The sequence below is a fragment of the Erysipelotrichaceae bacterium 66202529 genome (assembly GCA_017161075.1).
In the GTDB taxonomy this organism is placed as follows: domain Bacteria; phylum Bacillota_I; class Bacilli_A; order Erysipelotrichales; family Erysipelotrichaceae; genus Clostridium_AQ.
The window spans coordinates 2,909,490-2,934,541 of record CP046174.1 but is presented as its reverse complement, the minus strand read 5'-3'; the positions used below and the strand labels follow the sequence as shown (position 1 = coordinate 2,934,541).

The window sequence follows — 25,052 nt, the reverse complement described above, 5'->3', positions numbered from 1 at the left end:
TAAGGTGCTTGTTCTGCGATTCAGAGAAAGCAGTAGCAGAGAATGGGTTCCTGTTGCCAGAGTGGTGGCAGCTTGTTCTTTTTTTGGAATTTTAAAGTGGCATATGCGAAGAAATTTTTTTGGCCGTGCTTTATGCATAAGGGGAATCGAAACGGATGCGTAACCGCTTTCTGTGATTGTACCCTTTCCTGCTTGCATCTGTGATTGCGTCATGCTATGATGGATTCATAGTGTGGGAGGAAATCTATGAATTACTATGTTCAGTGTAATGACGGTCTGCTTCAGGCACATGCCTGTGGCTATAAAGCCGTGGCTACGCCCCTTATTGTTTTGCATAACGGTATTCTGTCTGACAGGCGAAGAGGCAAACAGATCATCAGGAAGCTTGCGGCTTTGTACATCCGTTTCAGTCTGCAAAAGAAAGCTGTATCTGTCCCTGATTTGCAAAACGTAGTGCATATGGGTGCTATCGAGGGGAGTGTTCCTTGTGTGATATGCGATAGCATGCATATTAGGCTATGGGGCGGTTATTGTAATAAGTGCTTTTCACAGAAGGTGAGCGGATATAATGCGAACTCAGCGGTAAACAGTGTTACACGACAGCAGCTGTCAAAGCAGGCTGCATGCCTGTGGCGCGCATTTCGAAATTGTTTATGCACCCAATTACGCAGTCGGGATATGGATCAGATGCTTACATCAAAGCTTTTATCTTTCTGCGGACATCCTCGTGCGTATATTTACGGTGACCAAAATCCGTTAAAATTACTGCGCTGTATCTGCATGGTGGCAGCACGACTTGATTCACTGTTTACACAATGCGTGAATACGCCGCAACATAAGGCAACAGCCATCCTTGATTGGAAACAGCTGTGGAAGAAAGCGTCCACTGGCAGTAAGAAAATAAAACGCTGTCATTGCGAATATGAGGAAATTACACATCAACGAAAAGGAATACGAGCTTTTCTAAAGGAGGAACCCGTATGTTAGTATATGTATGCTGTGCTACAGGAAACACATCCGGTATGTTTTGTAAGCAGATTCAAAAGGCGAGTCTGCGCGAACAGATTTATGTCGAGGAAATTCATGAGCTTGGAAATCATCTGGAGGATGCCCTACGTGATAACGATCTTGTCCTCGCATATGGCTCAGCGGAGATACTGGATGAAAAATTTATTCGCCGCTATCATTTTGAGTATCATATGCAGGCAATCTGGCTGGCGCCGCAGATGCGGTATTTGAAGGATTCTATGAAAAAGAAGCTGAATTCCTTTGAAATCCCTATCCATGTCATCGATATGAAGACCTTCGGCAGAATGAATGGAAAGCAGGCTCTGCAGGATATTCTGGATGCTATGATTGAAGACTGACACACCATTCGATCTTGAATGAATAAAGTTTGCAGGGAAAGCTTTAACGAACACTTTGCCAGACCAAACAATCGCTCTATGGCAGATATGTGTATGAAAGAAAATGTGCAGACATTCGCGGATATGAACAGCTAACGAACTGATGCTGCAGGCAGTGGCTTTGCGAGGAAAAAAGACCTGCAGGTTATGCAGGTCTCAGTTTTGACAAACCACTTATTTTGAAAATTACTGTGATTTGAATTTTGAAAGAGGGTTAAAATAGTCGATATATGAGCTGTATCAGACATGTAACCCCCTAAAATCTTTTTGCTTTGAAAGTATTGCAGGAAGCATGAAAGGCTGTTAAAAAATGCCAGCTTAGTATCCGCAGCGGGCATTTTTCATGCAGCGGACAAACTCACGGGCACAGCGGTTTTCTCTGCTTCTGCGACGCAGAGCAGCACGCGCGATGCACTCTGCTTCATACAGAGCAGCGTTGTCGTTGTAGTAATCATTGTTGCAGCCACAGCTGTTATTCCAGCTTGCTTTGTTACATCCAAAATCATAGCTATCGTCAAATTCTCTGTTACATCCACAATTGTTACACATAATGAAATCCTCCTTTTTTTATTTTAATACCCTGGATATGCTTTCAGACATTGCTCAAGCCTACCGTATAGGTGCTGAGCAATCCGTATACAGAAATACAAGGCTTGTTTAAAAGCGTTGATAAAGCTAACATACTGCACCTAGTTATAGAAAGCTGTTTATGCTATGAAGAGGTGTATCTGCTTCGGCATACAGCCTACAGCCTGTGTGAAGTTCGCATATACGGCTTTGCCAACATAATATTCACTGGAAAAGACCTGCTCTTCACAGGTCTTTCACTCGTTGCAGCTTAGTATCCGCAGCGGGCGTTTTTCATGCAGCGAACGAATTCACGGGCACAGCGGTTTTCTCTGTTTCTGCGACGCAGAGCAGCACGCGCGATGCATTCTGCTTCATACAATGCAGCATTGTCATTGTAGTAATCGTTGTTGCATCCGCATCCACGGTTCCATTCAGTTCTTCCGCAGCCTTCGTTGAATCCAAACTCTCTGTTACATCCACAATTGTTATACATAATGAAATCCTCCTTTATTTTCTGAGATCATCTCTGTATCTCAATATAAGGTATGTGAATCCGCATTGCCTACGTAGGCGAACAGCGTTAAGAATGGAAAAGAATCCATAGGGCTTTGCAAGGTAAGGAAGCATGCCCACGGACGATTGACCATTTTGCCAGCATGATCTGTTTTCTTTGAAATGTAAAGTTTTTGTTTCTATTCCTGGGGAATCATATTATAATGATGATATAGGATACGAAGGTGTACAATATGAAAATTTTACTGATGTCGGATACGCATGGAGAACTGGATGCCGCAAGGAAAATTCTGGACCGGCATGCGGATGCCGATTTGAAAATTCATTTGGGGGATGTTGGATTCCCGCTTCAGGAAATATCTGAATGCAGCATTGTGAAGGGTAATCATGACCGGACACACCGGCTTCCTAAAAAATTAAGGTTTACCATTGAAAAGCGCAGCGTGATCTGTCTGCATGGCGATATCTTCGATGATGAAACCGTACAGGAGGTTCTGGCGATGAAGCATGTAGCGAGTGATGAAATTATGGAAGTATGCATGCGTACCCTGTATGGTAAGCTGGCAGCCTATGCGAAACGAAAGGGCTGTGATACATTATTTTTCGGGCATACGCATCATCAGTGCTTTATCGAGGTGGACGGTGTGATTCTGATCAATCCCGGCTCAGTATGCTACGGGACTCCGCAAAGCGGCTATGCGCTGCTGGAGGTACACGGACAGGAACTTCAGGCTGCACTTCTTCCTGTTGAAAATTGTTAATATTGTGTTATCCGTATCCACAAGACTGATTCCCTGTGATACACTGTTTTCATAAGAGAAAGGAACGAATCCTATGTTCACAAAAATTTTGACAAAACTTGGCTTTACCAAAGAGGAAACAAGCTGGATCCTGTACGATGTCGGCAATTCAGCACAGGTACTTACCACCTGCACGGTGATTTTTCCGTTACTGATTGCGAAAATCACACCAGGAGACAGCAGTGTGTATGTTGGCTGGGCAAATGCCATCTATGCCATTATTCTGGCAGTAATTTCACCGGTATTGGGTACCATGGCGGATTACAAGGACAAGAAAATGAAAATGTTTAAATTTTTCCTGTTCATGGGAATCTTTGGCGGCTTTGGACTGGCACTGCCATTTATTGATTATCGCATGGCTATCGTTATCTTTATCATAGCGATGCTTGGCTATAACGGTTCTATTATTTTCTATGATGCATTTATCGTGGATGTCTGCGATGATGACCGTGTGGATAAGGTCAGTGCAGCCGGATATGCCTGGGGCTATATCGGTTCCGTACTGCCGTTTCTGATTTTTGTAATCCCCTTTGCCCTGGTCACACTGCTGGGCGATCCGAAAACCGGTGATTTGGTCATTGGTTCCTTTACGTTGAGCTATCGTATGGCCTGTGGTCTGACAATGGGAATGGCGGTGTTGTGGTGGCTGGTATATTCCCGTCCCATGCTGAAAAATGTTAAGCAGAAAAACTATCATGAACCGGTTCCCCATGTTGTGCGGGAGTCCTTTGCGCATCTGTATCATACCTTCCGCGATGTGAAGAAGAATAAAAATATTTTTCTGTTTTGCATTTCCTATTTCTTTTATATAGACTGCGTTAATACCGTTATCAAAATGGCCGTATCCCTGGCAACAGAAATGGGAATCAGTGATGTCATGAGCCTGGTAGTTGTTATTCTGATCAATATTGTAGCCTGTCCATTCTCGATTCTGTTCGGCCGTCTGGTTGAGCGTGTAGGCAGCAAGAAAATGATTTATGCAGGTATTATCGGCTATGTCGGAGTTGTCCTGGCAGGCTCCTTGATTAAGACCTATCCATCCTTTATCTGGGTGGTAGCTTTACTGGTCGGTATGTTTCAGGGAGGAATTCAGTCAGTATCACGTTCCTATTTTGCCAAGCTGATACCGGATAAGGCAGATTCCAATGAATTTTTTGGATTTTTCTCTGTATTCTCCAAGTTCTCGGCTATTCTTGGGCCGATGGCGGTATCCATTATCATTATGATTACCGGTGAAACACAGTACGGTATTCTGGGACTGATTCCGATGATGCTCCTGGGGATGCTGTTTCTTGCTTTTGTCAAGGATCCGGAAAGTGAACAGAAATTCCATAAGAAAAAATAAGTATGAGGTACTCCCTGGTTCCTGTGGGTAAAGGAATCGGTGCTTATGTAAACAGAAAAAGTACGGATACGGTGTTGTTGTTATATCCGTTATTTCTAAGAAGCCTTCTTGTATACATAAATATATACAGGAAGGCTGTTATCTGCATAAAAACAGATGTTACAATAGCTGCTGTCAGATATCCGTGGATGGCAGCGTTTTGTTATGATTACATCTCATACAGAAATAGGGAAGGATAAAAGGATTTTGCTTTATGATTTATGTCATGAGCTTACTTAGTTGAATGTCAGACTATGAGATTTTCATCCATATAATATAGAGAATTGATATTGTATAGTACATTGATCTGGTTTTTAAATCCATATAATCGAGTATCGTATCAAGAAGCGGAGAGGAAAGCAGTATATAATTCGTCTTGGTTTGATATCAGAATGTTTGTAAAAACGAATGCTTGCATATGTGTACAAGTTTCTCCTGCCGCTGGTAACAGTCTTGTGGAAAAGCAGTGGCATATGGTCACGCGGCAATAAAAAGCTGTCATGCAGGGAATTGTAGCATGATTCCATACAAACAGCTTTTTTTCGTTATTCTTTTCTGGTGGGGTCTGCACAAATACCGATAAACAGTGGCAGATTCTTACCATCCATGTTGGTGGATATGATGTAAAGAAATTCCCGGTTCAGATTCAAATCTAAGAGCTTTGGGTGCTCAACATTGGCAGCTCCTGCAGTAGCCATCATCGTGTACGCACTCGCTTCCACACCCTCCTCGTTCAGGTCTATACTGGTTTCCTGCTGGATTCTGGATACAAACAGCGGCTTGGCATCGGAAATGCCGTCCAGCTCTGCCGTGGTGTCAAACAGGGAGCTCACCCCCATTGCTTTTATTGCATCACGCAGCTGCAGCTTGGAATGCACACGGAATTTAGGTAAAGACAGCTTCACGATACCAAATTCAGAACCACTTGTATCATCCTGAAACAGTTCCTGTATAAATCCCTTGCTTTCCAATAATTTTCCGGCTCCCTGTTCTTCCTTTGGAAGCACCAGTGTCAAGGTGGAGGAGTTGCTCAATGGCAGAGATGTGGAGGCATAGCGGTCATTATCAATAAAGGAATGAGTATCCATTTCTTTATGCATGAAATCGGCTGTCACATCCTTATCTGCAGTATGAAATACAGCCTGTCTGGTATCCTTCTTTTCAAACTCTTGATCAAAGCGCGCTTTGTAGTAGATGGCATTGAGAATCGCTGAGCGCATGGATTCGTCGGTCTGTATAGAAGGGGACAGCTCTCCATTTGTATGCTCCCGAATCCATGCCGCCATAAGGTCTGCGGTTTTTGTCTGTGAAAAGTCAACAGTATGCAAAGAAGCGTAATATTGTTTGTTCGCTGTCCGGATAAAGTCTTTTTTTACCGGGAAATCCTTTTGTATCCATAGGGAATTGGCAATCTTTAACTGTCCGCCTTCATTATCTGTATACAATCGGCGATACAGATTTCCCATATGATCGGCATTGTTGTTGGTCTTTACATGAAGCAGCGTTTGCAGCTGTTTTGCAGTCGTTCCTTCACTGGCCTGCAGTGTCAGCATCATCGGATAGTACAGGCTCATTGGAGAATAGCTTACATTTCCTTTTACATCGCGTAATATGGCGGAAAAGCTTTCCTGGGAAAAGCTGGTATATCCATCCAGCAGACTGCTATCCACCGGATTGTTATTGTCAATAGCGATGCGAGCGTCATAATCCTCGATTGATGGACTGTTTGGATAGCTGATATCCGCAGGCGCAGCGATTTTGGGATTTGGCGTTTCCTGTGGTTCAACAGCGTTCGATGGCTGCTTTTGTGTGGAGGAGCAGCCGGATAAAAGTAATATGGTGCAGAATATAAGCAATGTTTTTTTCATAGATTTCCCTTCTTTCCATCTGTAATACGATTTACATATATAAAATATTTCATCCCTTTCCTTTATTGTAACAGAAGCAGTACGGAATACAAGAACGTGCTGATGGTCCTGATGATTCCTTATAAAAAGAGAAGCAGAATATAAAAATATAAATAAAAAGGAGATATGAAGAAAGATAGAATATAAAGAGAGAATATGAAGAAAGGTTGTAAAAAAAAGAATATAAAGAAAGGATATGAAGAAAACAGATAAGGAAGAACAACGGGTATGAAAAAATAGATTTAAAGAAAAACAATTTCAAAGACAAGCAGATAATAAGAAAAACAGATATAAAGGAAATAGATAAAACAGATATAAATAAAGGAAAGCAGACAAAAAAGAGACTGTCCTATCGGACAGCCCTATGACTATTATTTTTGATTCTGCCGGATCAGATTCAACGTACCGCCGGCAAGAACGGTTTCTATATCACGCTGTGTCAGATTATGTGCAACCTGAAAGCAGGTATTCTTTGTGATATTTTCCACCTCAATCGGGGTATCTTCCGCTAAAGACTTCAGATTGGTAATTCTCAGCTCATCCATCTCGTCAATCCCGTCGTAATCTGCTTCTGTGCAGAAGGTGAGGGGAAGGATACCGAAATTGATCAGATTGGCCCGGTGAATTCTTGCGAAGCTTTTTGCGATGACCGCCTTGATTCCTAAATACATGGGAGCCAGCGCCGCATGCTCACGGGAGCTTCCCTGTCCGTAATTGGCACCGGCAATGATGAAGCCACCGCCACACTTCAGACAGTCATCATGAAAGCTTTCCTTCACATTCATGAAAATAAATTCACTTATTTTTTCAATATTGGAGCGATAAGGAAGTACCTTGGCACCTGCCGGAGCGATATGATCGGTTGTGATGTTATCATCTACCTTGATCATGACCTTTTTATCAATGCTGTTTTCCAGTGGTGTGTTGATTGGCAGTGGCTTGATATTTGGCCCGCGCACTACCTCTATTTCCGCAGCAGTTTCGGCATCCGGAACAATAATCATGGAATCATCAATCGTAAAGCTTTGTGGCTCCTGTGGCAGCTCATAATCTATGGTGCGTGGATCTACAATATAACCGGTTAGTGCACTTGCAGCTGCTGTCTCCGGTGAAACCAGACATACCTTAGCACTCAATGTTCCGCTTCTTCCATAGAAATTCCGGTTAAAGGTACGAAGGGATAAGGCGTTGGTGATAGGAGACTGTCCCATACCGATGCAAGGCCCGCAGGTGGATTCCAGAATTCTGGCACCCGCTGAAATCATATCGGAGAGACCGCCGTTTTTCGCAATCATGTTCAATACCTGGCGGGAGCCTGGAGAAATAACAAGACTGACATTAGAATCTACGGTTTTATTTCTCAGAATGGCTGCGACGCTCATCATATCCATATAAGAGGAATTTGTACAACTGCCAATGGCAACCTGATCCACCTTTAAGCCCAGCACCTCGCTGATTGGAAGGACATTATCCGGAGAATGCGGCATAGCAATCATCGGCTCCAGCGTATGCAGATCAATATCGATAACGGCATCATAAACGGCATCCGCATCTGCCTTCAATTCCTCGTAAGCATCCTCGCGGTGCTGCTTTCTTAAAAAGTCGCGTGTAACCTCGTCACTTGGAAATACCGAGGTTGTGGCACCGAGCTCAGCTCCCATATTGGTAATGGTGGCACGCTGTGGAATACTCAGACTGCGAACGCCATCTCCGCTGTATTCGATGACATTTCCCACACCGCCTTTTACACTCAGTATCTGCAATACCTTTAAAATGATGTCCTTGGAGCTGACTCCCTTAGTCAGAGCTCCATGCAGACGGACATTGATAATTTTCGGCATGTTGAGATGAAACGGCATACCAGCCATGGCACACGCAACATCCAGACCCCCGGCACCGATGGCCAAAGCCCCCATACCTCCGGCAGTCGGTGTATGAGAGTCACTTCCCAATAGGGTGGCTCCCGGCTTCGCAAAGCGCTCCAGGTGCACCTGATGACAGATTCCGTTCCCCGGACGTGAAAAACGGACACCGTGCTTCATTGCCACGGTTTGTAAATATTTGTGATCATCGGCATTTTCAAAGCCGCTCTGTAATGTATTATGGTCGACGTAGCTGATCGACAGATCCGTTTTTACCTGATCCACACCCATCGCCTCCAGCTGCAGATAAGCCATGGTTCCTGTGGCATCCTGTGTCAGTGTCTGATCTATGCGGATCGCAATGGGTTCTCCTCGCTCCATCACTCCCTCTACCAGATGCTTCTGTATGATTTTTTCGGTTATTGTTGGCATAACTTCCCTTCCTTTCTCGTATACATGGAATATTATAGCATGAAAAATGAAAATATTTCATTGAATTTATGAAAATTATGATATAATAGTGAAAGAATACTGTAAAAGGAGGCGGAGGAAATGAATGAGCACTTAAATTCTTTTTACCAGAAGGCAAGAGAGCACAATGACATCGCAAATGATCTGTTTCGCAGGTATGATATCAAAAAGGGACTGCGCAACGAAGATGGAACCGGTGTACGCGTCGGTCTTACAAAGATTGCGGATGTTGTCGGTTATAAATATGTGGAAGAAGTAAAAACAGACGATATAGGAAGGCTGTACTATCGAGGCATAGAGCTGCGGGATATTATCCATGGCAGAAATTATGAAACGATCTGCGGGTACGAGGAAACCTGCTTTTTATTACTCTTTGGCTATCTTCCAAAGGAGGAGGAGCTGAAAGAATTCTGTGCTTATCTGCGCACACATTATGAGCTACCGGATGATTTCTTGGAATCGAAATTTCTGCATATGCCGGGGAAGAATCTGATGAACCGCTTGCAGCAGGCAGTGCTTGCCTTATACGATTATGATGATGCACCGGATAATATATCCGTGGAAAATACGCTTGAACAGGGATTGAATATTCTAGCCAAGCTGCCTTCCATTATCTGTTATGCCTATCAGAGCAAAATGCACCGTTATAATAAGGAAAGCCTGGTGATACATCCAGCACAGGAGCACCTTTCCATTGCGGAAAATATTTTGTATATGCTGCGCAAGGATCATGCATTCAGCACTCTGGAGGCAAAGCTGCTGGATATGATGCTGATCGTCCATGCGGATCACGGCGGTGGAAACAACTCAACCTTTACCAATGTGGTGATATCCTCCACAGGTACGGATTTTTATTCCTCCATGGTCGGAGCCATTGGCAGTATGAAGGGGCCACGGCATGGTGGTGCCAATCTGAAGGTCAGTGGCATGATGAAAGCGGTTATTGAGGAAATCGGTTACTGTGAAAATGATATTGAAATCAAGGCGTTGATCTATCGGATCCTGCATAAGCAGTTTTACGATTACAGCGGTCTGGTTTATGGTATGGGGCATGCCATCTATACATTAAGTGATCCAAGAAGCGAGGTGCTACAGGAATATATTGAAAAGCTTGCCGAGAAAAAGGGCAGGGTCAAGGAATACGAATTTTACCAGCGCTTTGAGCAGTGCGCAAAGGAAGTTATTCTGGATGTGAAGGGTGTGAATGTATCCAGTAATGTGGACTTCTACAGCGGCTTTGTCTATAGCATGATGGGGATACCGGAGGATTTGTTTACGCCGTTGTTCGTCATGGCGAGAACGGTCGGCTGGCTTGCCCATAATATCGAAAACAAGGAATATGATGGAAGAATTATGCGTCCGGCTACCAAGTATGTCGGCAGTGTGAAGCAATATGTAAAGATGGAGGACAGATGAAATGAGAACAATAACAGTATTTAAGGGAGACGGCATCGGCCCGGAAATCGTGGATGCGGTTGTAAAGATTTTGGAGGCGGCAAAGGCACCGCTTGCATATGAGTTTTTTGAAGTAGGGGAAGCAGAGTATGAGCGTAATGGTAAGCTGATACCGGATGCGGCATTTGCATCCTTTGAGAAAACCCGGATGCTGTTGAAGGCTCCGATTACAACACCGGTGGGGAAGGGGTTTCGTTCCCTGAATGTTACACTGCGAAATAAGTATGATTTATATGCGAATATCCGTCCGGCAAAATCGAATACGGCAGTGAAGACACCGTTCGATCATGTCGATATTGTGACCTTCCGCGAAAATACTGAGGATTTGTATGTCGGTGTGGAGGAGCAGGTGGATGCGGATACGGTGCATGCGACGAAAATTATCACACGCAAAGCTAGTACACGCATCATACGGGATGCCTTTGCGTATGCACGTGCAAATGGCAGAAAAAAGGTTACCTGCGTACATAAGGCGAATATATTGAAGCTGAGTGACGGAATGTTTCTTTCTATCTTTCAGGAAATTGCAAAGGAGTTCCCGGATATCGAGGCAGATGATAAAATTGTGGATAATGTTTGTATGCAGCTGGTTATGCGTCCGGAAACCTTCGATGTCATGGTAATGCCAAATCTGTATGGTGATATTGTAAGTGACCTGACAAGCGGACTGATCGGTGGGCTGGGACTGCTTCCTAGCTGTAATTTAGGTACGGAATATGCCATGTTTGAAGCGGTACACGGCTCTGCACCGGATATCGCAGGAAAGCATATCGCCAATCCTACGGCCCTGCTGTGGTCTGCCTGTATGATGCTGGAGCATTTGCAGGAAACGGAATGTGCCGCAAATATTCGAAAAGCGGTGGATGCAGTGCTGATGGAAAAGAAGTGTCTGACACCGGATCTGCATGGGAGTGCTTCTACGGAAGCATATCGTGATGCTATTATAGCAAAGCTTTAAAGCAAGGTGATTGTTTATATATGCAACCGTTTGTATACTGGGAATAGAAATAACAAATAAATGTAAGGATTGATAATAAAGATAACCACAGCTTTTGGAAGGAAAAGGCTGTGGTTTTTACGACCTACACCAGAAATAGCATATAAGCTTTTTTTAGAAGCAGATCATGAGACAGAAAAATCTTGTTTTCAGGAATTTTCTGTGAAGATAAAAAGAAATAGGGTATAATGGAATAGAACAGGTAGGTGGTACAGAAATGAAAAAAGCAATCCCTATAGGAGTAAACAGCTACCGGAAATTACGGGAAGAAAATTATTATACGGTTGATAAGAGTAGAATGATTGCTGAATTTCTAAAGCGTAAGACGACGGTGACGTTGATTACTCGGCCAAGACGCTTTCACCGAAATATTGCCGATACCTTTGGTATCCGACAAGAGGCGCGCTAGTAGCGGGAAAAACAATCAATATGAGTAGACGGTGTCCGCCCTTGGTGTGCTCGCTAGTTTTTTTGATATTACAGAGGATTCAAAAGCTATCTTCCGGGATACGGAAATCATGAAAACAGAGTATGCAAAACAGCTTAATTGTTATCCTACCATTTTTTTATCCTTCGCAGATGCTAAGGGTTCAATAAAAACCATTACAAAATTTATAAAAATACAGATTGCAAAGGCATATACCCGTTATATGCATGTTCTGGATGATGTCAATATATTTGAAAAAGCACAATTGGAAGCAATTATACAGGGGTTGAATGATTTAGAAAGTGGAAGTCTGGATTCCATTGAGGATGCTATCAGCTTTCTATTGAGTAAATGTCATCAATATTATGGGAAAAAGGTGATGCTGTTTTGCGATGAATAGGCTAAAGCCCGCCTATGGTGTGATACGCCTTTTATCGAAGCACATACTGGAGGATTTTATGAAGAACTGCGAGAATCTCTTGCGGCGATATTGCATACATCACTAAAGACAAGTGATGATTTACAGTATGCAATGTTAACAGGTATACAGCGCGTAGCAAAAGAAAATGCACCACGGGTGGGCTTTAGCCTTTTTTCCGATTTAAATAATTTACTTGTCTGCACTGTTAATGATCACCGCTATGCTGAATACTTCGGATTTACTGAAGAAGAAGTAAAAAAGGCTTTAAAGGCATATGATTTACCGTTCACAGAGGAAATAAAGCAGATGTATGATGGCTATAATATGGGAGGCGTTGACATTTATAATCCCTGGTCTGTAATCAATTATTTAGATCATAAAAAACTGATGCCCTATTGGGTGAATACCAGCTCTAATAAAATGATGAGACAAGCGATGCAGAACTGTGATGTTTCATTTAAGGAAGGCTATGATGAATTGATTCGCACAGGCACTGTAACAGCTCTGGTGAATTTTGAAACATCTTTTTATGAGCTACAGGAAACTAACAGTTTATGGGGATTGTTTGCACCACAGGCGGGCAATGCCTTAATGCAGGATATTTAACAACATATAAAGTACTTGATGAGTTTATTGGGCAATACAGTCTACGGATACCAAACAGAGAAATAGCCAGAGAATTTCAATCACTTACCGCGTATTATTTTCATGTTGATGAAAGCAGTGTAGCTTATTTACTGGATAACCTCCAAAAGAAAAACTGGAAAGGATTTCTAATGTGTTATCAGGGAATATTAGTATCCGCTGTAAGTTATTTTGATTTAGTGAGTGAAAATTCCTATCATACATTATTGCTAGGACTGCTTATGCCGCTGGATAATAAATATGAGATTATCAGTAATAAAGAAAGCGGACATGGAAGAGTTGATGTTATGTTGAGAAGCAGAGTAAAAGGTAAACCATCCTTCCTTTTTGAATTAAAATTCACAAAGGATGATCGTGTTGACCTGAAAGCCTTGGCCAAGGAGGGGTATGATCAGATTTTGGAGAAAAGCTATTATCCGGACATGAAAAATCTGATAAGAATTGGTATTGCGCATCGGAGAAAACAGGCTGAGATATACGTAAAAGAATAAGCATGTAAATAGATGTGAAAAAGACCTCGATTAGGAGGCCTTTTTACAGGAGTGCAGTTGTTATCAGAGAAGCATGAGCTGCTGATCAGTTATAAAAGACTTTTATTTCTGATTGAGCCTGACACTTTTACTTCTAATTGATTTTGTGAAAGGAATAATGAAGAAAGAAAGCGTACAGACAATAGGGTCCTTTCTCACGTTAAGGTACAAGAAGTATATGAGATACAAAAGGATGGATAAACATTGGTTATTTTGTATTTCACGCTTCCTATATACCCGGAGTTGAGAAAGAATCAATAATAGGAGTACGCTTTCTTAATTTAATATAGTAAATCCACAGCTATGATATGGTGGGAATTTATTATTTGAATCAGGCTTTAGAAACTAAATATTTATTATTGTGATATGCTTTGGGAGAAGGATGCAGATTATGGTCGTATTTGACCATCCCCCAATATAATATATTTTTCTGTCGTTAGGGCCTGTAACCCCATAGGGCCTCTGGCATGAAGCTTTTGGGTACTGATACCGATTTCTGCACCTAATCCGAATTCAAAGCCATCGGAAAAGCGGGTGGATGCATTGGCATATACGCAGGCACTGTCAACCTCCTTGAGGAACTTTTTGACGGAGGTGTAATTCTCCGATATGATTGTTTCACTATGATGGGTGGAATAGGTGTTGATGTGAGATATTGCCTCCTCGAGAGAGGATACTATTTTTATAGAAATTTCCAAATCCAGATATTCCCGTCCGTAATCATCTTCAGTTGCTGGGATACAATCAGAATCCAGTGTACAAATCCATTGATCGGCATGTACTTTTACATGGTGTTTTTTTAATTCCTGAAGAAGCACCTGTATCTGTTCAGCCTTACAATCCTTATGAAATAGTACACTTTCACACGCATTGCATACACTCGTCCGCTGCGTTTTGGCATTTATGATAATAGGAATCACCTTGGCAGGATCAGCATCCTTATCTACATAGACATGGCAGTTACCGGTACCTGTCTCCAGCACTGGTACGGTTGCATTTTGAACTGTGTTGGCAATCAGACCAGCACCACCGCGGGGAATCAATACATCAAGATAGGCATTCAGCTTCATAAATGCTGTTGCAGTTTCCCGTGATGTATCCTCCAAAAGGGTGATGATCTCAGCAGGAAATCCGCAAGCCGTTACAGCCCTTCGCATACTTTGGACAATCGTCATATTGCTTTGCAGAATATCCTTACTGCCGCGCAGCATAACGGCGTTTCCAGCTTTCAAGGATAATACCGCTGCATCCACTGTCACATTTGGCCGTGCTTCATAAATCATGCCGACAACCCCCAGTGCAACCCGCATGGTACCAATCTGCAATCCGTTTTCAGTCGTATGCATATTGCTGATTTCTCCAATCGGATCCTTTAAAGCGGCAACCTGCTGTATGCCTTCGATAATCTGCAGCATTCGTGCTTCATTCAACTGCATGCGGTCAATCAGACCTGCATTCATACCACTGGTCTTTCCTTGTTCAACGTCCTTCTGATTAGCCGCAAGGATTGCAGGAATATCCTGCTTTAGCTGTTCTGCAATCGCTTTTAGCAGCTCATTTTTCTGGTTACTTGTCGCATTCATAATCTGACGGGATGCCTGTTTACAGGCGGCTCCCAGCTGGTTTAGCGTGTTCATTTACATACCCTCCTTAATATCAAACAGCGTGCCGCGATAATCATCACGTAAAATATCATATAAAATGGATGGCTGGCGTCCGTTGGCGATAATCATAGGAATTTGGTGCTCATTGGCGAATTGTGCTGCGGAAATTTTTGTAACCATTCCTCCGGTCCCCCGTGATGAGCCGGCTCCCTTTGCCATACAGAAAATGGAATCATCAATTTCCTTTACGACAGGTATCAGCTTTGCATCCTTATTTTTCATAGGGTCGTCGTTAAACAGACCATCTATATCAGAGAGCAGTACGAGAAGATCCGCATGAATCAGGTCGGCAGTAACTGCACTGAGTGTATCATTATCACCATAGGCGATTTCATCAACGGCAACACTGTCATTTTCATTTACGATAGGCAGGATTCCATATTCCAGCAGTGTTTCCAGCGTGTTGATTGCATTGGCGCGGAGTACACCGTTTGTGGTTACCGTCTTTGTAATCAGCAGCTGTGCAATGCTTTGTCCATATTGAGAAAAGAACTTATCATAGATAAACATCAGCTCACATTGTCCTACTGAAGCCGCTGCCTGCTTTTCCCTCATCAATTCGGGGTGCTTTTGCATCTTCATTTTAGCAACTCCTGCCGCTACGGCACCACTGCTTACTAGTACGACATCGATTCCGCGGTTTTTAATATCACTCAGTACCATAGCAAGTGCGTCAATGCGCTGAAAATTTAATCCTCCTCCGTGATGTGTCAGCGTGGAAGAACCAACCTTGACAACAATTCTTTTAGTTTCTTTCATATCTTTCATTTATTTACAACCCCTTTTGAAAATTGTTTCTTCTATTATACCCAAGAAGGCAGAAAGACGCAATGCTTTCTATATATTTTATATACGATGATAAAAATGCAGCTGAAGCTAACGAAGAGTGTAGTCAGAAAGCTGAAGTCAGGTGATTTCTTAAATAGAGCTGTGGAAAAAGGTGGTGGCATATACATTTATAATCGGTTGTTGTCCATATCACATAGGATGCCATATGAATTACGTCCGTCACAGTATGGTGTAATCATGTGAAGGTATTGTAAGGATTTGAATATTAGGGGCTTCTTTGTTTCTATCTGATTTCTTGATTCTATATCACTACTATAGTATTGCTTTATTCTATGTTTTCTGCATTTATAAGTGATAGAAATACGTAGCATTTATGAAATTTAACTCGTATATCCTACTTTCCTTTATCTGGATCGGTAGTGATATAAAAATATAACTATCATTTGCTTTATCAGCTCTTTACATATTTAATGATAGTCTGTAAGTATCAGAAAAAACAAATGATTTTAGCACTTTTGTATTGACAGTGCTAAAATTCTGTACTATACTGTTAGCAGACTTAAAGAGCGAGTGCTAACAGGAGGTAATTACGTATGGCGAGAAAGAAACAATTCAAGGCTGAGTCCAAACGTCTATTAGATCTGATGATCAACTCTATCTATACACATAAGGAAATCTTTTTACGAGAGCTGATCTCAAATGCAAGCGATGCAATCGACAAGCTGTATTATCAGGCATTATCTGAAAATCTGAGTGATGTGGATACATCCGGCTTTAAAATTTATCTGGAAGCAGATAAGGAAAACCGTACCCTGACAATTCGTGATAACGGTCTTGGTATGAATAAGGATGAGCTGGAGGACAATCTTGGAACGATAGCGAAAAGCGGTTCTCTGGCATTCAAGCAGGAAATCGAAGAAGCAGAGAAAAAGGATGATGTGGATATCATCGGACAGTTTGGTGTCGGCTTTTATTCTGCATTCATGGTTGCGAGCCGTGTAGATGTAACGACAAAGAAATACGGAGAAGAAACCGGATATCTGTGGAGCAGCAATGCCGTGGACGGATATTCTATCGAGGAATGTGAGAAGGAAGATTTCGGTACGGAAATCGTTCTGTATCTGAAGGAAAATACAGATGATGAAAATTATGATGAATATCTGCAGCAGTATGAAATCGAACGTCTGATTAAAAAATACTCCGACTATATCCGTTATCCAATCGAAATGTGGGTGGAAACCAGCAAACGTGTGGACGAACCGGAAGGTGAAAATGAGGATGCGGAGAAGCCAGCAGAGCCAAAATACGAAACCGTTAAGGAACTGAAAACACTGAATTCCATGATTCCGCTGTGGAAGCGCAGCAAATCAGAAATTACAAAAGAAGAATACGATGAATTTTATAAGAGTAAGTTTAACGATTATACAGAACCACAGAAGGTGATTCACACGAGTGTGGAGGGAGCGGTATCCTTTACCACGCTGATGTTCATCCCTGGCAAGGCACCGTTTAACTACTATTCTCAGGATTATAAGAAGGGGCTTCAGCTGTATAGCCGCGGGGTATTCATCATGGATAACGCTGAGGAGCTGATTCCGGAGCACTTCCGTTTTGTGAAGGGTCTTGTGGATTCCCAGGATTTGTCTTTGAACATTTCCCGTGAGATGCTGCAGCATGACCGTCAGTTAAAGGTAATTGCAAACCGCATTGAAAAGAAAATTAAATCCGAGCTGCTGCTGATGCTGCGCAATGACCGTGAGGAATATGAAAAATTCTGGAAGAACTTCGGACTGCAGATTAAATTCGGTGTATACAATGACTTTGGCGCTAACAAGGAAACACTGCAGGATCTGCTGATGTTCTATTCCAGCAAGGAGCAAAAGCTGGTTACACTGGATGAATATATCAGCCGTATGGAAGAAGGTCAGGAGCATATCTACTTCATGAGCGGTGATAAGGTGGAGCTGATTGACAATCTGCCACAGGTTAAGAAGGTCAAGGAAAAAGGCTATGAAATTCTGTATCTGACAGACAATGTGGATGAGTTTGCACTCCAGGCACTGATGAACTATAAGGAAAAAACCTTCAAGAATATTTCACAGGGTGATTTGGATCTCGACAGTGAGGAAGAAAAGAAGGAATTGGAGAAAAAGGCAGAGGAGAACAAGGACCTGCTCACCGGTATTAAGGAAGTGCTTGGTGATAAGGTTAAGGATGTCAAGATTTCCTCCCGTCTGGTGGATGATCCGGTATGCCTGAGCAGTGAGGAAGGCATGTCCTTTGAAATGGAAAAGGTGTTAAGTGCAATGCCGGAAGGTAACCCTTATGGCATGAAGGCTTCCCGTATTCTGGAAATCAATCCAAATCATGAGATTTTCAACGCACTGCAGAAGGTATATGAGCAGGATAAGGATGCTGTTAAGGATTATGCAGACTTACTGTATGATCAGGCATTGCTGATCGAGGGCTTCCCGATTGAAAATCCAACTGAATTTTCCAAGAAAATCTGTGATTTCATGGTAAAGGCAAGCAAATAACAATAAGTAAGAATATACGTATTAGATTATATGAAGAAAAACCTGTTCCAATCTCGATGAAACAGGTTTTTTTTCTGGATACATCATCCTGTTTTAGTTACACCTTATCCCTCCAAAAGAAATTACGAAAGCAAATGATAAGCTGGAATAGCAGAAAATGATAAGCTGTTTTCGGTAGGCGTATTCGTAAGCTTTAGCTGACAGGGGATGAGCATAGCTGAAGCATAGGAGCAAAATAGTAGCTGCTGTTCTATATTTGAATACGATATCTCCTATATAATATATTATTAGCCATAAGCTGTAATTGGATATGTTATGCATAAAAAATCATGAAAAGCTCCCCAGCAGCATAATTCTATGATACAATGATGTGGCTGCGGCGTTACAGGTGTTTCACCGCATTGCCCCATACAAGGAGGGAGGTATTTGTATGAGACGAAGAAGTATAGCAAGTATTATTGTATTATCTATTATCACCTGCGGAATTTACTATCTGGTTGCCTGGGTACAGATATTCAGTGATATCAATTATGCCGCAAGGGAAAACGATACGGCAATCACTGATCTGCTGCTGTCTATTGTAACCTGTGGAATCTGGGGAATCTACTGCTTTTGGAAATATTCCAAAAAGCTGTATGACATGGGAGCGGAGGATAACAGCCTGATCAATGTTTTATTATCTGTGCTTGGGTTTCCAATCATTTCCCTGTGTATTATGCAGAGCAGTATCAATAATCTGATCGATCGTTCATACTAGTATGAAGCGGGATGTTAAAAATGTACTGGGGACAGGGGTCATACTGTTCCTGGTGCTCTTTATCTTTGGAAATCATTGTCCCATAGAGAATATCGTTGGAATTCCGTGTCCTGGCTGTAATATGTTTTCTGCCATTTACTGGCTGCTGCAGAAAGATTTTACAGCTGCCTGGTTTTTTCATCCAGTGGTGTTTCTTCTGGTCCCCTATCTGGCAGTGATTGGTCTGCTATTTGTGCGCAAACGTGAACAGCTTACCAAGGGCATTGCTTTTCGCGTCCTGACAGGCATATTGCTGTGTGCATTGATTGGCGTATATGTATGGCGTATGCTTTATATATTTCCACAGTATCCCATGCAGTTGAATGAACATGCACCTGTCATACGACTCCTCAACGCAATTTTCTGATTCGCGGTCTACAGCTGTAATTCAGTATGGCTTCCTAACTTTGAGACAGGATGAAAACGGAGGGAATTGATAGTATCGTCCCATATGCAGAATAAAACCCTTAATAAGTGCTATGTATATATAATTGGATATATCCCATCCCTTTATGTTATGTAGGTTAAGGTGCATAGCAAAGCGTTATGTATATATAATTAGCATTATTCAGAACTTTGTTATAAATATGTGAGCAGGCGGCAGTAAAATAGAGCAGTTTGTGAAAAAAAGCGAAAGAAGAACAATAGGAAAATATGAAAATAGTCGATGAACATCGGCTTTTTTTGTTTACGATACAAAGACAAAATGTCTGCTTGTGAAAAAACTGATAACGGTTACACAGATATCCGCAAATTTTAGCGATATTTAAATTAAATAAGGTAAAAATGTGGTCATATAACTTGCTTACAAGGTAAAAATGTGCTTGATTTTATGAAAAAATACGAAAATTGAGGTAAATTATACTTAAAAATATAGACAGGCTCACTTGTGAAATATATAATAAGCTTGTAAAGAGGTGTTGCTGTATATGAATAAAAACATTGGAGAACTGATTAAACAGAAGCGTACAGAAAACAAAATGACGCTAAAGGATATCAGTGAAGCGACAGAGCTGTCCATCGGCTATCTGTCCCAACTGGAACGCGGTCTGACCTCCATTGCTCATGATACCCTGAAAAAGGTCGCAAAGGCATTGGGTGTTGAAATGACATATTTTATGGAACAGCCCAAAATAAAGGAAAAGGCGGTTCTGCGAAGCTATGAGAGGGAAATCCTTCGTATTGAGGGAAGCTCCATCATTGAATATGCCATGACGAATATGGCTGACCGGGGGGAAATGCTGCCAAAGCTTGTGGAAATTTTACCGCAGAAGGAAGTGGAGGAATCGCTTCCGTATCCGCATGAGGGAGAAGAATTTGTCTATGTGCTGGAGGGAATTTTAACGCTGCAGATTGAGGATGATATCTGTGATTTATATCCGGGAGATTGTGCGCATTACAAATCAACCAGAACGCACAACTGGAGCAATCAGACCAATAAGAGCGTAAAATTTATAACCATCAATACACCGAACCTTTTTCAGGAAGCAGGGCAGTGATATGAGGAAGGCTGTGATGCAGCTGAGGGCAGGAAACAAAGCTCTGTATTTCTGGCAACAAGCAAACCATGTACAACACATGGAGAAATGGAGGGGAGCATGAAAGAGCCAACCATAATCAACATTCAGAAATATTCTGTACATGACGGAGACGGCATCCGGACAACGGTTTTCTTCAAGGGCTGTCATCTGAATTGCTGGTGGTGCCACAATCCGGAAAGTCAAAGCTATTTACCGGAGCTGATGTTCAATCGCGAAAAGTGCAGTGGCTGCGGATATTGCCTCAAGGCATGTACGCATGGAGCTATTACGATAGAAGAAGATGGAATTGCCCATACGGATCCGGATACCTGTGTGCTTTGCTCTGATTGTCTGGATTATTGCATTCACAACAATCGTGAAATCGTTGGAAAAACATACAGTATCAAAGAGCTGATGAGCATCATCAATAAGGATGCCCAGTTTTATGAAGAAAGCGGCGGCGGTGTTACACTGTCAGGCGGGGAAGTCATGACGCAGGATATGGAATATCTGAGTGAGCTGTGCCGACAGCTGAAGGATAAGGGGTATAACATCGCGGTGGATACCTGCGGCTATGCGCCTCAGGAAAACTATGCGCAATTACTTCCGTATGTGGATACCTTCCTGTACGATATCAAAACGCTGAATGATGAAGTGCATAAGAAATATATGGGAAAATCCAATGCAGTCATATTGGAAAATCTGGAATTTCTCGCAGATCACAAGGCAAATATCAATATTCGTATTCCTGTGGTGGTGCCGGTAAACAGTGATGTTTTGACCATGAAGGATATCATCGCGTATTTGAAGGAGCGCATTGGAATAGTAAAGGTGAATCTGCTGCCGTATCACAATACGGGAAGCAGTAAATATGAAAAGCTGGGCCGTGTCTATCCCGCAGCGGATTTGGACGTACCGACACAGGAGCATATGGAAATGCTGAAATCTCTGTTTGAGGAACATGGTTTTCAACAGGTTAAGATAGGAGGATAAACAATGGAATGCAGAGGAATGAATGAACGTATCAAAAAGCTGAGAAAGCAAAGTGAAGAAACAACACCGCATATCTTTATGGAGCGGGCTATGCTCATGACAGATGCCTACAAGAAGTATGAAGGTGAGGTATCCATACCGGAGCTTCGCGCGCTGTCCATGAAGGAAATCTTTTCCCGCAAGACAATTACCATCGAGGATGGGGAGCTGATCGTTGGTGACAAGGGAGCCGGGCCACAGTCCACACCAACCTTCCCAGAGCTGTGCTGTCACACGTTGGAGGATATGCAGGTCATGAACGACCGCGAGCTGATTTGCTTTAAGGTCAGTGAAGAGGATATGAAGCAACAGGAGGAAACGATTATCCCGTTCTGGGAAAAGCGTTCCATCCGTCATAAAATTATCAATTCCATGTCCCAGGAATGGAGAGACTGCTACGAGGCAGGAATCTTTACAGAGTTCATGGAACAGCGAGGCCCCGGACATACGGTTGGCTCTGAAAAAATTTATGCGAAGGGCTTTCTGGATTATCAGCAGGATATTGAACAGGCAATTGCAGCACTTGACTTCCTGAATGATCCCGAAGCAATCGAGAAACGCGATGAGCTTCGCGGGATGAGCATAATGTGTGATGCCATCATGATTCTTGGTGAGCGTTACGCAAAGCTGGCAAGAGAGCTTGCGGAAACGGAAAGCGATGAACAGCGTAAGGAAGAGCTGCTGCAGATTGCCGCAAACTGTGATGTTGTACCGGCACACAAGCCGCAGACCTACTGGCAGGCGATCCAGATGTACTGGTTTGTCCATCTCGGTGTGACAACAGAACTAAATCCTTGGGATGCCTACTCTCCGGGACGTCTGGACCAGCATCTGCATCCATTTTATGAAGCAGATATCGAGGAGGGACGTCTGGATAAAACCAAGGCGAAAGAGCTTCTGGAATGTCTGTGGGTGAAATTCAACAACCAGCCGGCACCGCCAAAGGTGGGAATCACACTGAAGGAATCCTCTACCTACACCGACTTCGCTAATATCAACACCGGTGGAATTACACCAGATGGTGAGGATGGGGTCAATGATGTATCCTATCTGATTTTGGATGTCATGGATGAAATGAAGCTGCTGCAGCCATCCAGCAACGTGCAGATTTCCAGAAAAACACCGACAAAGTTTGTGAAGCGTGCATGTGAAATCAGTCGTAAGGGCTGGGGACAGCCTGCCTTCTACAATACCGAGGCGATTATTCAGGAGCTGCTGAATGCCGGAAAATCCATTGAGGATGCCCGCCGCGGGGGAACCTCTGGCTGTGTGGAAACTGGTGCTTTTGGACGGGAGGCCTATATTCTTCAGGGCTACTTCAACCTGCCGAAGATTCTGGAAATCACATTAAATAACGGCTTTGATCCGGTTGGCGGTAAGCAGCTGGGTCTGCCGCTGGGAGAAGCGCAGGATTTCAAGAGCTATGAGGAGCTGTTTGAGGCTTATAAAAAACAGGTTGAGCACTTTGCGGATATCAAGGTAAAGGGGAGCAATATGATTACCCGTATCTATGCTAAATATATGCCGGCACCATTCCTTTCCATCATCACGGATGATTGTATTACAAACGGCAAGGATTATAACGCCGGAGGTGCACGCTACAATACGAATTACCTGCAGGGCGTGGGGATTGGAACGATTACCGATTCACTGTCTGCTATCAAATACAATGTATACGATAAGAAGAACTTCACTATGGAAGAGTTGATGAAGGCCATGCAGGATAACTTTGAAGGGGAGGAAAACGTCCGCATTTATAACCTTGTATCCAGAAAAACTCCAAAATATGGAAATGATGATGATTATGCGGATGCTATTATGAAGGATGTGTTCACGTTCTATAAGAATACGATCACAGGACGTCCGAATATGCGCAACGGGCAGTGGAGAATCAATATGCTGCCAACAACATGCCATGTGTATTTCGGTGAGGTCATGCTGGCTTCTCCAAACGGACGGAAGGCACACAAGCCGGTAAGTGAGGGAATCTCTCCGGAAAAGGCAGCGGATGTAAACGGCCCAACTTCTGTTATCCGTTCCGCAAGCAAGATGGACCACCTTTCAACGGGAGGAACCCTGCTGAATCAGAAGTTTACACCAAGCGTGGTAGCCGGAGAGGATGGTTTGGACAATATGGCAAATCTGATCCGTTCCTATTTCAATATGGATGGACATCACATTCAGTTTAATGTCATTGATCGTGAAACGCTGATTAAGGCCCAGCAGAATCCGGCAGAATACCGTGATCTGATTGTGCGTGTTGCAGGATATTCCGACCACTTCCGTAATTTAAGCAAGGAATTGCAGGATGAGATTATCAACCGTACAGAGCAGAGTTTTGCATAGGCAGAAACAAAGAAAGAAGGAAAATCATTTATGAACAAAATCATTGGATTTATCGGCAGCGGTAATATGGGTGGTGCGATGATTGGGGGAATCATCAAGGCCGGACTGATTGGGAAAGAAAGCATCTATGTATCCGATATCAACGAGGAAAGTCTTGCACGTATGCAGGAAAGCTATGGTGTCAACACGACCACTGATAATGCAGAGCTGGCTAGTGTCTGTGATATTATCGTGCTGTCTGTGAAGCCGTTCCTGTATCCGGTTGTGATCAATCAGATTAAGGATGCTGTAAAAGAGAATGTAATCATCGTTGTGATTGCGGCAGGACAATCCTCTGCAACAGTTGCCGAATTGTTTGGCAGAGATATTAAAATCGTGAAAACGATGCCGAATACACCGGCGCTAGTTGGTGAGGGGATGTCTGCGATTGCGCCGGCGAAAAATGTAACAAAAGAAGAAACTGCGGAAATTACGGCTATTTTCAACAGCTTTGGAAAAAGCGAAATTGTTCCAGAGCATCTGATGGATGCGGTAACGGCTGTCAGCGGTTCCTCACCTGCCTATGTTTATATGATGATTGAGGCAATGGCAGATGCTGCAGTTGTGGAAGGAATGCCACGGCCACAGGCTTATAAATTTGCGGCGCAGGCTGTGCTGGGAAGCGCCCAGATGGTTCTTAATACCGGTAAGCATCCGGGAGAATTGAAGGATATGGTTTGTTCACCGGGAGGAACAACCATCGCCGCTGTAGCGAAGCTTGAGGAGACAGGCTTTCGCTCCAGTATCATGCAGGGTATGAAGGCCTGCGCGGATAAATCAAGAGAGATGTCAAAGTAAAACCGTTGTTGAGATAAAATTTCACAAAATACAGCTATGCGTATGTGCTGCGTAAGCTGTGATATGTCTGTTGTGCGCAATCAATAGCGAAAGAGTGCATATCTGATGGATGCGGGTATGTACTTCAATGAAAGATAAAGATA

The 25,052-nt window shown here is 42.9% G+C and carries 23 protein-coding genes; 17 read left to right on the top strand and 6 right to left on the bottom strand.

All coding sequences use genetic code 11. From position 1 onward, the window contains the following. The first annotated feature begins 246 nt into the window (after positions 1 to 246). Positions 247 to 987 carry a hypothetical protein gene (locus tag GKZ87_14055; GenBank protein ID QSI26529.1) on the top strand — a complete coding sequence of 247 codons (741 nt, stop codon included), beginning with the start codon at positions 247 to 249 and terminating at the stop codon, positions 985 to 987. Next, positions 981 to 1,367: a PTS beta-glucoside transporter subunit IIB gene (locus GKZ87_14050; GenBank protein QSI26528.1), complete on the top strand. Its 387-nt coding sequence runs from the start codon at positions 981 to 983 to the stop codon at positions 1,365 to 1,367. Before GKZ87_14055 ends, GKZ87_14050 begins: the two co-directional genes overlap by 7 nt. Before the next feature lie 357 nt (positions 1,368 to 1,724). Here the strand turns inward: GKZ87_14050 and GKZ87_14045 are convergent, their stop codons facing one another. Further along, the gene (locus GKZ87_14045; protein ID QSI26527.1) at positions 1,725 to 1,955 is read right to left on the bottom strand and encodes a hypothetical protein; all 231 of its coding nucleotides are present in this window, start codon (positions 1,953 to 1,955) and stop codon (positions 1,725 to 1,727) included. A gap of 289 nt (positions 1,956 to 2,244) precedes the next feature. Then, entirely contained in the window at positions 2,245 to 2,469 is a 225-nt protein-coding gene (locus GKZ87_14040) for a hypothetical protein (GenBank protein QSI26526.1), read from the bottom strand. A gap of 253 nt (positions 2,470 to 2,722) precedes the next feature. Between GKZ87_14040 and GKZ87_14035 the strand changes: the two genes are divergently transcribed. After that, complete coding sequence (locus GKZ87_14035) at positions 2,723 to 3,250, top strand: YfcE family phosphodiesterase (protein QSI26525.1); 528 nt, start codon at positions 2,723 to 2,725, stop codon at positions 3,248 to 3,250. Positions 3,251 to 3,323: 73 nt separating this feature from the next. After that, positions 3,324 to 4,634 carry an MFS transporter gene (locus tag GKZ87_14030; protein ID QSI26524.1) on the top strand — a complete coding sequence of 437 codons (1,311 nt, stop codon included), beginning with the start codon at positions 3,324 to 3,326 and terminating at the stop codon, positions 4,632 to 4,634. 584 nt (positions 4,635 to 5,218) lie between these two features. Here the strand turns inward: GKZ87_14030 and GKZ87_14025 are convergent. Together GKZ87_14025 and GKZ87_14020 are read right to left on the bottom strand one after the other, a co-directional pair. Continuing rightward, positions 5,219 to 6,541, bottom strand: coding sequence for a serpin family protein (locus tag GKZ87_14025; protein ID QSI26523.1), 1,323 nt, complete (start codon positions 6,539 to 6,541; stop codon positions 5,219 to 5,221). Positions 6,542 to 6,951: 410 nt separating this feature from the next. Further along, positions 6,952 to 8,874 (bottom strand): aconitate hydratase, encoded by a 1,923-nt coding sequence (locus tag GKZ87_14020; GenBank protein QSI26522.1) that lies wholly within the window; start codon positions 8,872 to 8,874, stop codon positions 6,952 to 6,954. A gap of 120 nt (positions 8,875 to 8,994) precedes the next feature. On the opposite strand from GKZ87_14020, the gene GKZ87_14015 reads away from it, so the two are divergent. The 6 genes from GKZ87_14015 to GKZ87_13990 all read left to right on the top strand — a co-directional run bounded on the left by GKZ87_14015 (position 8,995) and on the right by GKZ87_13990 (position 13,349). Next, the gene (locus tag GKZ87_14015) at positions 8,995 to 10,329 is read left to right on the top strand and encodes a citrate synthase (GenBank protein ID QSI26521.1); all 1,335 of its coding nucleotides are present in this window, start codon (positions 8,995 to 8,997) and stop codon (positions 10,327 to 10,329) included. A gap of 1 nt (position 10,330) precedes the next feature. Beyond that, complete coding sequence (locus GKZ87_14010) at positions 10,331 to 11,326, top strand: NAD-dependent isocitrate dehydrogenase (protein QSI26520.1); 996 nt, start codon at positions 10,331 to 10,333, stop codon at positions 11,324 to 11,326. Between the two features lie 256 nt (positions 11,327 to 11,582). Continuing rightward, a complete protein-coding gene (locus GKZ87_14005) occupies positions 11,583 to 11,774 on the top strand; it encodes an AAA family ATPase (protein QSI26519.1) in 192 nt (63 codons plus the stop codon). Between the two features lie 31 nt (positions 11,775 to 11,805). Further along, a complete protein-coding gene (locus GKZ87_14000; GenBank protein QSI26518.1) occupies positions 11,806 to 12,192 on the top strand; it encodes an AAA family ATPase in 387 nt (128 codons plus the stop codon). 33 nt (positions 12,193 to 12,225) lie between these two features. Further along, positions 12,226 to 12,819 (top strand): AAA family ATPase, encoded by a 594-nt coding sequence (locus GKZ87_13995; protein QSI26517.1) that lies wholly within the window; start codon positions 12,226 to 12,228, stop codon positions 12,817 to 12,819. Continuing rightward, positions 12,768 to 13,349, top strand: coding sequence for a hypothetical protein (locus GKZ87_13990; protein ID QSI26516.1), 582 nt, complete (start codon positions 12,768 to 12,770; stop codon positions 13,347 to 13,349). The genes GKZ87_13995 and GKZ87_13990 overlap by 52 nt, the downstream gene beginning before the upstream one ends. 428 nt (positions 13,350 to 13,777) lie before the next feature. Here the strand turns inward: GKZ87_13990 and GKZ87_13985 are convergent, their stop codons facing one another. Further along, on the bottom strand, positions 13,778 to 15,025 hold the full coding sequence (locus tag GKZ87_13985; protein QSI26515.1) for a glutamate-5-semialdehyde dehydrogenase: 1,248 nt from the start codon (positions 15,023 to 15,025) through the stop codon (positions 13,778 to 13,780). Beyond that, positions 15,026 to 15,820: a glutamate 5-kinase gene (gene proB, locus GKZ87_13980; GenBank protein QSI26514.1), complete on the bottom strand. Its 795-nt coding sequence runs from the start codon at positions 15,818 to 15,820 to the stop codon at positions 15,026 to 15,028. Positions 15,821 to 16,434: 614 nt separating this feature from the next. Here proB and htpG point away from each other — a divergent pair. The 7 genes from htpG (at position 16,435) to proC (ending at position 24,909) form a co-directional block, all read left to right on the top strand. Beyond that, entirely contained in the window at positions 16,435 to 18,378 is a 1,944-nt protein-coding gene (gene htpG / locus GKZ87_13975; protein QSI26513.1) for a molecular chaperone HtpG, read from the top strand. A 430-nt stretch (positions 18,379 to 18,808) separates the two neighbouring features. Continuing rightward, a complete protein-coding gene (locus GKZ87_13970) occupies positions 18,809 to 19,135 on the top strand; it encodes a DUF4234 domain-containing protein (GenBank protein ID QSI26512.1) in 327 nt (108 codons plus the stop codon). Between the two features lies 1 nt (position 19,136). Next, positions 19,137 to 19,541, top strand: a complete 405-nt coding sequence (locus GKZ87_13965) for a DUF2752 domain-containing protein (GenBank protein ID QSI26511.1) — start codon at positions 19,137 to 19,139, stop codon at positions 19,539 to 19,541. Between the two features lie 562 nt (positions 19,542 to 20,103). Further along, on the top strand, positions 20,104 to 20,673 hold the full coding sequence (locus GKZ87_13960) for a cupin domain-containing protein (protein ID QSI26510.1): 570 nt from the start codon (positions 20,104 to 20,106) through the stop codon (positions 20,671 to 20,673). A 99-nt stretch (positions 20,674 to 20,772) separates the two neighbouring features. Further along, positions 20,773 to 21,687 carry a glycyl-radical enzyme activating protein gene (locus GKZ87_13955; protein ID QSI26509.1) on the top strand — a complete coding sequence of 305 codons (915 nt, stop codon included), beginning with the start codon at positions 20,773 to 20,775 and terminating at the stop codon, positions 21,685 to 21,687. A 3-nt stretch (positions 21,688 to 21,690) separates the two neighbouring features. Further along, positions 21,691 to 24,072 carry a formate C-acetyltransferase/glycerol dehydratase family glycyl radical enzyme gene (locus GKZ87_13950; protein QSI26508.1) on the top strand — a complete coding sequence of 794 codons (2,382 nt, stop codon included), beginning with the start codon at positions 21,691 to 21,693 and terminating at the stop codon, positions 24,070 to 24,072. Positions 24,073 to 24,102: 30 nt separating this feature from the next. Further along, positions 24,103 to 24,909, top strand: a complete 807-nt coding sequence (gene proC / locus GKZ87_13945; GenBank protein QSI26507.1) for a pyrroline-5-carboxylate reductase — start codon at positions 24,103 to 24,105, stop codon at positions 24,907 to 24,909. Positions 24,910 to 25,052 lie beyond the last annotated feature (143 nt).